The organism is Pauljensenia sp. UMB3104, from assembly GCF_030217285.1.
Lineage (GTDB): Bacteria > Actinomycetota > Actinomycetes > Actinomycetales > Actinomycetaceae > Pauljensenia.
In genome coordinates, this window is the sequence record NZ_JASONN010000024.1 from 22811 (window position 1) to 34050 (window position 11240).

An 11240-nucleotide genomic window follows, 5' to 3' on the forward strand; every position below is an offset into this window, starting at 1 on the left:
CCGTCCCCGGGTCACGAGAGCCCCACTGAGGAGGCGGCCGCCTGCGGAGTCAGGTCGGAACCCGGCGGAATGATATTCGCCCACGCCTCCGGGATCGTCGACACGTTCTCCTCGGTCCAGCCCAGCGCCTTCATGGACACCATCGGAGTGGGGCCGAGCGAATGGATGTACCCCTGGTCCGACACGAAGGCGTACGCCGCCGCCTGGCTGCCCGCAGACGTGATCGCAACGAGCGCGCCGGAGCCGCCCGCCACCGTCACCGAGCGGTTCGTGGTCGGAGAGGAGGAGCTCACGGACTCAGGATCGTACGAGGCCTCGATCGCGCGCTGACGCGGCATCGTGTACAGACCGAGCTTGGGGGTGGTGTTGGAGGTCGTCATCTGCGCGCACAGGGCCGTACGATTCGACGCGTCAGCCTTCTGGTCGTCCCACACGGGATCCGAGAAATCGTCGTAGGCTGGCCAGTCCTCGCCGATGAAGTCCGCGTGGACGGGAGTCACGTCCTTGAACATGTCCGTGTCGAACTGCCTCGTGGCAGGCGCGTCACGATACAGGCGCGCGGCGGTGGAGTTGAAGACCGCCAGCTGCGAGGAGTTCACGACCAGGTAGGCGCTCTGGACCTCGCCCTTCGTGTTGGTCTGCTCGATGACCGTGCCGATCGTCAGGTTCGCGTCCTTGAGGGGGCCGGGCAGGTCCGTCGCGGGGGCACCCGCATTCGGGATGTCACTGTAGCTCCACGACTTCAGCGGCGTCCCCGAGGGGAAGAGATCCACCCACTGCGGGTCGGCCTCGACGGGGTAACCGACGCGGTTCTGGAACGCGAGGACCCAGTCGCTCAGACGCGAATCCGTCTCGTCGATGAGGTACTTCTTCTCCGTCTTGGTATCCACGAAGTAGGTGGTCTTGCCATGGTCCGGGGTCACGAGCGCGGATGTCGCGGGAGTGAGCGGGAAGTTAGCCTCCGGCAGAGTCTGCCCGATCCACGTGTGGTGATTCTCCTCGATGACGCAGGACAGCCACACTTTCGCGAGCTGATCCTTTCCGGGGACGTCGTCGGGCACGCCCGACAGCCCGATCTGAGCACCGCGCGGGATATCGTCCAGGGATTCGGCGCTGGCCGACACGATCGTCAGGCCGGACTCTTGAGCCAGCAGGCGCGCGGTCGTCACGTTCGAGATCGGATGAAGGACGCCATTGGCGAGGAAGTAGCGCGCGCCCGTTGACTTGACGTCAACCAGCACGAAATTCATACCCGACAGGTCCGGATTCGTGTTGAAGAAGCGCATACCCACGGCGCCGACACACATAACGAGCGCGACGAGCACGCCGAACAGCAGGGGACGCACCGGCGAGGGAGGATCGACCTCGCGGCCCCCGGGGGTGCCGGACGTGAACGCCGTGATCAGGCGGTTGCGATTGAAACGCTGGGCTTCCAGGATGTCTTTACTCGACGGCATGACTCAGCCCCACAGGTAGACGGCCAGAGGGATCAGGACAAAGAGCGAGAGCACCGCGATGGTGTCCGCAATGCGCGTCAGGTGCGGGCGCGCACGAGGCCCGACAACGTTCGTGACGACGAGGACGAGGGCGGCGGCGATCGCGAAGAGCGTCACCCACGGCAGGCTCGCCGGGTCGGCGCGGGTCACGAGGGTTGCGCCAACCAGGATCGTCGTCAGGCCCGTCAGCGAGCTGAGGAGGACCTCAACGCGGGCGCGGATCGAGCGGGTCTGCAGGATGAGAGAGACCGAGCCGAGGACCACCAGCGCCAGAGGCACGGAGAAAGAGCGCAAGCCGGCGGTGCTGAGCATCGACACCGTCAGGAAGACCGCCGCAAGCGCACCACCGGCGCGCAGGGACACGACGAACACGAACGATGTGGTCACCTGATCGGTGATCCCCTGGGCCGGAATCTGTTCGCTGGTGTTCGCGTCCAGAATCCTCACCGGGATGTGCGCGAGGGCGATCCACGGCGCGAGCTGGAGCAGCACAATGACCAGAGCGAAAAGCAGGGCGGACACGCCGACCTGGGAGAGGGATCCGACCTTCACCATGAGTCCGGTGGCAGCCATCATCGTTCCCAGGACGAGCGGGGCGGCGATCGAGATTCGATAGCGCTTCGGGAGGGTCAGCGCGGCGAGAGAGCCGACGAGCAGGCCAACACCGACGGCGATCCAGCCGCCGGTGTCCCACTGACTCTGCGACAGGCGCAGCGCCGACGCGGCGGTCAGGAAGGGCACGGTGTGGGCGAGGGCGATACCGGCGGGCCCGGGATACTTGCGAGTCACGACCGCTGAGGTACCGGTCACGAGGAGCGCGGCAACCACTCCGATCGCACCGTAGACGTAGTTGAAGAAGGCGACGTTGCCGGACTGCATGGAGGAAATGGCGTCCTGTGGTGTGGTCGCCAGGAGGACGGCAGCGACGAAAATCAGGGCGGCAGCAGACAGCGCGGCGAAGGTGCGAGCATCATCACGCGTCCAAGGAGTGGACACTCTTTCGACGACCTGACCAACCGCTTCCGTCAGGTCGTCGTAGACCATGTCGGCAGCGCCCTCGCCGAGGGGTTCGAGCGTCAGCGCAGCACCGGCGCGCACCCCCTGGGCAGACAGTGACTTCGATTGATCGAGGAGACGACCCGAGGCGGTTCGCACTGCGAAACCGTCATTTGTGGGCTGATCACTGAAAGCTCCAACGGATTCAACGAGGCCGGGCAGGAGCTCCACCAACGGAATCGACTGCGGGATCGTCACGTCGGTCCGATCCACGCCATAGGTAATCGTGAGTGGAATCAGCGCGACTCCACGAGCTGCTTTCGATGCCATTGGATCCTCCCGGTTGCCGCGTGATGGGGTCTGTGGCTACACGACACAACCCTGTAAGTCTAGGTTGTCGGTCAGGTTTTGTCATGATTTTTGCGTAACATCGAAAAAAGAGATGAAAACATGGTTAGTATTCATGTGTCCCCATGCTCTCACGCATCCCCGCGAGAGAGTTCACTCATACAAATGGAGGTTCACATGGCAGACCAGCGGGCCGTAGATGGCGCCCTTGCACAGGGCGTCTCCGCGATCGAGTCCACCTACAACGACCTGCAGGGCCACTTCCGTCGCCTCGAGGGCGACCTGTCGACCATCGGCAGCTCGTGGCAGGGCAGCGCCTCGGTTCAGTTCACCCAGCTGATGCAGCAGTGGCAGGACAACGCGGCGAAGGTTAACCAGGCTCTTCAGGAGCTCGCGGACAACCTGAGCAGCGCCGACAAGGCAATGCAGTCCAACGAGGCCGAGACCGAGAGCTCGTTCTCGCAGATCCTCGGCGCACTGTGAGAGATTAGAACAGGAGACTGAAGATGGATTTCCAGGTAAATTACGCCGCTCTCGATAGCGCCGCCGCCGACATCAAGACCGGCGCCTCCAACCTGCAGAGCTGCCTCGACGACCTCGAGAACACGCTGAACCAGCTGCGTTCCTCGTGGGAAGGCCAGGCTCAGGAAGCCTACAACGCTGCGCAGGTCCAGTGGAACCAGGGCCTCGACGGCCTGAAGGACGTCCTCACCCGCACCTCCGCGGCCGTGGACTCCGCGCGTTCCAACTACCAGCAGACGGACCAGGCTAGCGCCGCCCGCTTCTGATAGCACCGCGCATACGCGCTCAGGGAGGGGCCACCCCATCGATGGGGTGGCCCCTCCCTCGTTTTATCGCGAGCAGCTCTTTCTCGGGCGGCGACTATCGAAATTAACCGAATAACAAAAAATCAGCTTTCACGGGGGCAAAAACTCCTCGAAGGGCCCCTCTCGACAATCATTGTGGCGTGTTTCATACATATTGACACAATGATGCGCATTCGTTGCATTTCTTGCGTTTTCGACGCTGTGCATGAGGATCAGCCCCTTCACCGCAGACAAGAGATCCCGCTGCGGCCTTGGCCACAGCGGGATCCTCCAGACGATCGCGCGTTACTGCACCGAATCGGCGTCCGCTAGGACGATCGTGGCGCGACGGTCCACCACGATGATTTCAGTGCCCGGGGGAACCTCAACGGCCTGCCCGCCCGCGAGCGCAGAAATGCGCCCATCAGGCGTGCGAATCTCCGTGCCGTTGGCAGAGAAGGCGTCCTCGATCCACACACCCGTCGCGGTCGGCCCAATGCGCATGTGCGTGCGCGACAGCGACAGGGTCGTGTCCGGCACGATGACGGACCGCGAGCCTTCGACGGGCGCAGGCCTGCGCCCGAGGACCAGAGGCTCGTCGATCAGCTCTCGCTGCCCGGAGTCGAAGATGAGCCACAGCAGCTGAGGACGCGCGGGAGCGGCGGGGGCACCCCACTGCGAACGGCCACCCTGCGGCGCTTGCGCTTGCTGGGCCGCGTATGCCTGCTGGGCAGCCTGGCCCGCCTGAACGGCGCGGCGAGTGGGCGGCGGTGCGGACATGCCGGCGACCGCACCGTTTGGGCCGCGGTAGGGCATGGTCTCGAAGGACGGCTCAGAGTACGAGGCCGGGGCGCTCTGCGAATACTGAGACCGCGCGGGCGCCTGCTGAGCGGGCGCACCCCAGGTGTCCTGCTGAGCGGGCGCACCCCAGGTGTCCTGCTGAGCCGGCGCAGGGGCCTGCGGAACAGAGGCAGGTGCCGCAGGCACATCGGAAGCCGGCGACGAGAACGTGGGCACCGACGGAGCAGCGGGAGCCTGCGAGGCGGGTGCGGGGGCCTGCGGAACAGATGCGGGGGCCGCGGGCACATCCGAAGGCGGCGACGAGAACGTGGGCATCGACGGAATCTGCGAGGAGGGCGCGGGAGCCTGCGCGTCGGGCGCGTATGCGGGCCGCTGGGGAGCAGGCCGATGCGCATCGGGCACGCCCTGCGGGGGCGCAGCCGGAACAGAAGGCGCACTGTAATCGGGCCCGTAAGGGTCGTTGGCGCGTTGGCCGGGCGCCGAGTAGTCGAGAGCCGCCTGCGGAACGGGCGTGAGCGGTGCGCTCGGGGCGCCCCACTGGTTCGGCGAGCTCGCCGGGTGAACACTCTCGAAACCACTGGGAGCCTGGCCCGGGCGCGGACGCTCGGAGTACCCGGCCATGCCAGCGGCTCCCGGTCCGGCCGCGAGCGCCGCATGCTGACGCAGGTCGACGAGGCGGGTGCGGGTGGGGCCAGTCAGCCAGGTGCGGCCATCGCGGGCCATCGCCAGACAGGCGAGGGGTCCGACAATCGTGATCTGGAGCAGCGCGGTCAGGGCGATGTAGCCCATCGCGGCGCCCAGGGACGGCGTCTGGGCGTCGTCCTCATCACGGATGAGGCACACGCGCATGGCAGCCATGCCGGGGGTGCGTCCGGTGGCGCCGAGCATGATCCCTGCGGCGATCACGGCCTCGACGGTGATGAGTGTGATCGTCAGGGGCGTGAAGTAGACGAGCCACGTCGCGGCGAGGAGCGCGCCCAGGACGAGCATGTCGATGACATAGGCGCCGACGAGCCGCGAGGGGGTTGCGGACGCGAACGGGGTCTTTGTGGTGTCAGGCATTACAGGACCGCCCTCCAAGCGAACAGGAAGAGACCCGAAGACATGAACGCCGCGGGTAGAAGTGCGAAAGTGCAGAAGGTTTGGATGAAGTCGAGGATCGTACCGACGAGGGCAGCGTGGCCCTTGGGTTCGACGAAGCCGGTCATGATGACCGTCACGATGCCGAGGATGAGGATGATGCTCAGAGGGATGAGCGGATACATCCAGCCGAGCGACCCAGGCAGCGTGATCCAGTCACCGAAGAGGAGGACATACAGGAGCGCACAGGCCGTCAGGCGCGGCAGGATGTGCCCGAGGTGGGTGCGCGTGGCACGCGGCGCGGTGAGCAGCACGATGATCGCAGCAATGATGAGGACGAGGCTTGCTATCCCCTGTCCCATGTCATCCACGGGCACCACGCGACGAGGTAACCAGAAGCCACCGGCGAGGATGAAGATGGATGAGGCGACAACCAGCAGGGTGTTGCGCGCCTCCGTGTGCCCGAGGACGGTGGCCATGCGTCCACCGGTGACCGGGCTGGGTTTTTGGACGGGGGGCTGGCGGATGCGTGAGGCGATCGTCTGTACGGCGGAAGCATCGACGAGCTGACTGTCGGGCACGCGCAGCGCCAGGCGGGGCGCCATGAGCAACAGGTAGACGCCGACCATGACGGACAGCGGTGCAATGTTGATGAGGGAGAAGAAGGGGATGGCGCCGATCGTCACGAGGACGGTGGCACTCACCCAGGCGATCAACGCGCTGAGGGCCGAGGGGGTCACCGTCAACGACACGACGGCCAGCGAGACGATGAGGGCGACCCAGACACCGACGACGGGAGCAATCGTCAGGGCGTGAATACCGGCGACGGCCACGAAACCGATGGCGCTGTATCCGGCGAGGGCAGGCAGGAGGAGAAGCAGCATGGGGCGCGAGCGCACCTTGCGCGACGCAAAGAGAGGAATAACCGACGTGACGCAACAGATGAGCGAGCAGAGCGCGCGCACCCACAAGGGGATGGCCGACATGGCCCTGGCCCACTGCGGGCCCTCCTCAACGTGCTGGTAACCGACGAGGGCGGCATCGCCCAGGAGGGGTAGGAGACAGAGAGAAGAGACGGCGCCAAGGATCAGGAAGCAGAAGCCGACCAGGGCCAGGGCGGGCGACAGCCACTGATTCTCCTGGCGGGCCGAGGCCTCGTTCAGCTGTTGCGCGGACAGGACGCGGCTCGATAGGGCGATGGTGGATCCCGCGGGGAGGTCGCGTCCGAGGACCGCGCCGCCTTCGAGGGGGCGCCCATCCGCATAGGAGATACGGACGGAGGGGAGGGACAGATCGATCTCCAGCATGGCGCACAGGCCCGCGACCGTCGTCCCTTCAGGGGCCGCGAAATCGGAGGTGCCATCGGAGTCGATCACAGTCACTGACACCATGGTGGCGCTCATGTAACCTCCGTTCTCAGGTAAACAACAGTGCCCAGTGTAATGCACCGACGCTAACCGCCGGTTAAAACTTGGAAGTCCACTCAGCTACACTGGGTTCAGTCGCATCGAACACATACGCGCACAGCGCGAGGAGACCTCATGGTTACACGCAGAAAACGGCGGAGTGTCGCGGTTCCGGAGCAGCCCTCCGGCAGCCTCGCTATCCAGATCCCGCCGGAAAAGGCCGAGCCCGCATCGATGGGCAACGTCCTGATGATGGTTGTCCCCATGCTGGGTTCGACGGGCGTCATGGTCTTCATGGCCCTGCAGAACAACGGCAACTCGCGCTCCATGCTGATGGGCGGCGGCATGCTGGTGGCCATGCTGGGCATGGTCGGCTTCAACATGTATCGCCAGTTCTCCCAGTACCGCACGCGCGTGGTGACGCAGCGCCGCGAGTACCTCTCCTACCTGGCGGAGACCCGCGAGTCGGTGCGCAAGGTCGCGAAGAAGCAGCGCGCCTACTACAACTGGGTGTATCCGGATCCCGACGCCCTGGTCACGCTGGCGGCCAACGGCTCGCGCCTATGGTCGCGCGAGGGCGGCACCTACGACCTCTTCGCTTTCCGCTATGGGTCGGGCACCCAGCCCCTCGGCCTGATTTTTGAGCGCCCCCCAATCGACCCGATGACGGAGATGGACGTCGTCTGCCTGTCGGCGATGGAGCGTTTCATCGACGTTCACGACCACACGGATAACGTGGGTAAGTTCCTCTACCTGGGCGACTACAGCCACATCGAGGTCGCGGGCGAGGGCGAGGCCGTCTACGACGAGATGCGCGCGATCATGATGCACCTGGCGTGCTTCATTGACCCCTCGAAGCTCAAGATCGCCGTCCTGTGTTCGGCGGATCGCCTGGGCGAATGGGAATGGGTCAAGTGGATGCCCCAGGCCCGCTCCTCCACCGTGCGCGACGCGGTTGGCCCGGGCCGCATGATCTCCACCGACCCCGCGGAGCTCGCGGAAATGATCGGCACAGACATCGCGATGCGAGGCGCCTTCCAGTTCGGCGACGAAATCCCCGCGTACCCGCACCTGCTGTTGGTGTGCGACGGAGCTGAGTTCCCGCCCTCGTCCCCCTTCGGCTCCCTCGCGGGCGTCAAGGGCGTGACGATCATGAGCCGCGCCCGCGAGTGGACGCCCATGAAGTCGCACACGACGCTGCGTCTACTCATCCACCCGAACCCGGATCGTAAGGGCGCGGACGTGGTCGACGTGGTCACCATGGATACGATGCCCGAACAGGCCTTCGCGGACCGCCTCACCGCCGTTCAGGCGGAGGCCATCGCGCGCCGTATGACGCCCTTCGCCACCCAGCAGAACCTGGAAGAGGCCGACACTCCGGTGGGCCGCTCGGACGAGTCCCGCCAGAAGGACCTGATGGAGCTCGTCGGCATCGGCGATATCCGCGACTTCGACCCGGAGAAGCAGTGGCGCCGCCGCGAGGGCCGCGAACGCCTCGCAGCTCCCTTCGCTGTCACGCCCGAGGGAGCGCCGGTCGTCCTGGACATCAAGGAATCCGCCCAGCAGGGTATGGGTCCGCACGGCCTCCTGATCGGTGCGACCGGTTCGGGTAAGTCCGAGGTGTTGCGTACCCTCGTCCTCGCCCTGGCGCTCACCCACTCCCCGGAGCAGCTGAACCTGGTCCTCGTCGACTTCAAGGGTGGCGCGACCTTCGCCGGCATGTCGGACCTGCCGCACGTGTCGGCCATGATCTCGAACCTGGAGTCGGAGCTCTCCCTGGTCGACCGTATGCAGGACGCCCTCCAGGGCGAAATGGTGCGCCGCCAGGAGGTCCTGCGCCAGGCCGGTAACTACGCCAACGTCTCCGACTACGAGGCGGACCGCATCGCCGGCAAGCACGATTTCCCGCCGCTGCCCGCCCTGTTCATCGTCCTGGACGAGTTCACGGAAATGCTCATGGCGAAGCCTGAGTTCGGCGAGGTCTTCATCATGATCGGTCGTCTGGGCCGATCCCTGTCGGTGCACCTGCTGCTCGCCTCGCAGAAGATGGACCTCGGTAAGGCGCGCGGCCTGGAGTCCCACCTGTCGTACCGCATCGCCCTGAAGACCTTCACGGAGAACGACTCCCGCGAGGTCCTGGGCATCCCCGACGCCGCCAAGCTGCCCCCGCTGCCCGGCTCGGGCTTCCTGAAGGCCGGCGGCGACGGCCTCGTTCGTTTCCGCGCGTCCTACGTGGCTGCTCCCCCGCCGGCGCGTACTCTCGCGTCGATTTCCGAGGCCTCGACGGCCGGCGCCCCGAGCGCTCCCATCGAGATCCTGCCCTTCACGGTCGCGCCCGTCATCACGCGCGAGGACACGCTGGGCGAGAAGGAAGAGGTCGACCAGAACCAGGAAATCGTCCTGGCGGGCGACGAGGTGTGGGCGGACATGTCCGAAATGGACATCGCAGTCGCGAAGATGAAGGGCAAGGGCTATCCGGCCCACCAGGTGTGGCTGCCGCCCCTGGAGACCCCCGACACGTTTGCGACCCTCATGCCGGACCTGCGTCCGGACCCGGAGCTGGGCTTCGTGTCGCGCGCCTGGCGCGAGTCGGGCACGCTGCGCGTCCCCCTCGGCACGGTCGACCTGCCGCTCGAACAGCGCCGCGAGACCCTCGTCCTGGACCTGTCGGGTGCGGGCGGTAACTTCGCGATCGTCGGCGGCCCCCAAACCGGTAAGTCGACGGCGCTGCGCACCGTCGTGCAGGCGCTGTCGCTGACCTACACGCCGCAGGAAGTCCAGTTCTACGTGATGGACTTCGGTGGCGGTACCTTCGCCGGTTTCGCGGGTGCACCGCACGTCGCCGGCGTCGCGACGCGTGACACCACCGAAGTGCGCACGCGTATGCTCGCCGAAATCGCGGCGATCATGGATGACCGCGAGCGTTACTTCGGTAAGAACGCCATCGATTCGATGGACACCTACCGTCGCGGACGCCTGGAGGGGCGCTACGACGACGGCTACGGCGACGTGTTCCTGGTGGTCGACGGTTGGGGCGCGCTGCGCTCCGAGTTCGACAGCCTCGACCGCGAGGTCACGACGATGATGAGCCGAGGTCTGTCCCTCGGTGTTCACCTCATCGTGTCCGCTTCCCGTTGGATGGACTTCCGTTCCGAAGCGCAGGACCTGTTCGGTTCGCGCCTGGAGCTGCACACGGCGAACCCGAAGGAGTCGATCGTCAACCGCGAGGGCGCCGCCCGCATTCCGAAGGGCCGCCCGGGTCGAGGCATCGACATGGCGGGTCACGAAATGATGATCGGCCTGCCGCGAGCGGACGCCGAGCAGGACCCGACGACCGTGTCGGAAGGCGTGGCCTACACCATCAAGAAGATTCGCGAGCACCTGGTGGCTGGCGAGGGCCCGAAGCTGCGCCTGCTGCCGGAGATGATCACGGTCGACGAGATCCTCGCTCAGCTGCCCGAGCAGCAGACGCTGCCCACCGGTGGCGGCGACATGATCCTGGGCGTGGAAGAATCGCGCCTCGGCCCCCTCATGTTCAACACGCGCGCGGAGTCCCACCTGTACCTCTTCGGCGATTCGAAGACGGGCAAGAGTACCTTCCTGCGTTCGATCATGAAGGAAATTACGCGCCTCTACACGCCCGATCAGGCCAAGATCATTGCCCTGGATATGCGCCGTTCCCTCATGAGCGACATGCCGCAAGACTATGTGCTGCGCTACCTGACGAACCATCAGGCGGCGATGAAGGACTTGCGCGACACCGCCGAGTTCCTGCGTAAGCGCCTGCCCGGACCGGATGTGACGGCGGAGCAGATCCGTGAGCGCAGCTGGTGGAAGGGCCCCGAACTGTGGATCCTGGTCGATGACTACGACCTGGCAATCACCACGTCAGGCAACCCGCTGGCGGAGCTCGTCGACCTGCTGCCGCAGGCAGGCGACATCGGCCTCCACGTGATTCTCACGCGCCGTATGGGCGGCGCGGCCCGCGCGAGCTTCGAGAAGGTCCTCCAGATGATGGGCGACCTGGCGGTCACCGGCATCCTCCTGTCCGGCAACCCGAGCGAGGGCGCAATCATCAACGGCGTGAAGCCGCGGCGCGCGATTCCCGGCCGTGCACAGGTCATCCACCGCGACCTCGGCGTGGTCTCCGCACAGATGGCATCGACCCCTCCGCATCGTGGGTGAGACGTTTCTTGACGAGGTGGCCCCATGGTCGCATATGATCGGACAGTCTGACAGTAGGAGAAAAATATGTCCCCTCTCGCGTCTCGTCGCACCCTCGCGGCGGCCTCGTCCCTGGTGCTGGC

The 11240-nt window shown here is 65.8% G+C and carries 7 protein-coding genes; 3 read left to right on the plus strand and 4 right to left on the minus strand.

The window, feature by feature from the left end; translation table 11 throughout:
- Positions 1–11 precede the first annotated feature (11 nt).
- Positions 12–1457, minus strand: coding sequence for a type VII secretion protein EccB (locus tag QP415_RS09395; RefSeq protein WP_048674712.1), 1446 nt, complete (start codon positions 1455–1457; stop codon positions 12–14).
- A 3-nt stretch (positions 1458–1460) separates the two neighbouring features.
- Positions 1461–2822, minus strand: a complete 1362-nt coding sequence (locus tag QP415_RS09400) for an EsaB/YukD family protein (protein WP_285099812.1) — start codon at positions 2820–2822, stop codon at positions 1461–1463.
- Between the two features lie 195 nt (positions 2823–3017).
- On the opposite strand from QP415_RS09400, the gene QP415_RS09405 reads away from it, so the two are divergent.
- Both QP415_RS09405 and QP415_RS09410 read left to right on the plus strand, forming a co-directional pair.
- Complete coding sequence (locus QP415_RS09405) at positions 3018–3323, plus strand: WXG100 family type VII secretion target (RefSeq protein ID WP_016460978.1); 306 nt, start codon at positions 3018–3020, stop codon at positions 3321–3323.
- Between the two features lie 23 nt (positions 3324–3346).
- On the plus strand, positions 3347–3628 hold the full coding sequence (locus QP415_RS09410; protein WP_016460977.1) for a WXG100 family type VII secretion target: 282 nt from the start codon (positions 3347–3349) through the stop codon (positions 3626–3628).
- Between the two features lie 324 nt (positions 3629–3952).
- Here the strand turns inward: QP415_RS09410 and QP415_RS09415 are convergent, their stop codons facing one another.
- The gene (locus tag QP415_RS09415; protein WP_285099813.1) at positions 3953–5509 is read right to left on the minus strand and encodes an RDD family protein; all 1557 of its coding nucleotides are present in this window, start codon (positions 5507–5509) and stop codon (positions 3953–3955) included.
- Positions 5509–6930, minus strand: a complete 1422-nt coding sequence (locus QP415_RS09420; RefSeq protein WP_285099814.1) for a hypothetical protein — start codon at positions 6928–6930, stop codon at positions 5509–5511. Before QP415_RS09420 ends, QP415_RS09415 begins: the two co-directional genes overlap by 1 nt.
- A 138-nt stretch (positions 6931–7068) precedes the next feature.
- On the opposite strand from QP415_RS09420, the gene QP415_RS09425 reads away from it, so the two are divergent.
- Positions 7069–11118 (plus strand): type VII secretion protein EccC, encoded by a 4050-nt coding sequence (locus tag QP415_RS09425; RefSeq protein WP_016460974.1) that lies wholly within the window; start codon positions 7069–7071, stop codon positions 11116–11118.
- The last annotated feature ends 122 nt before the right edge of the window (positions 11119–11240 follow it).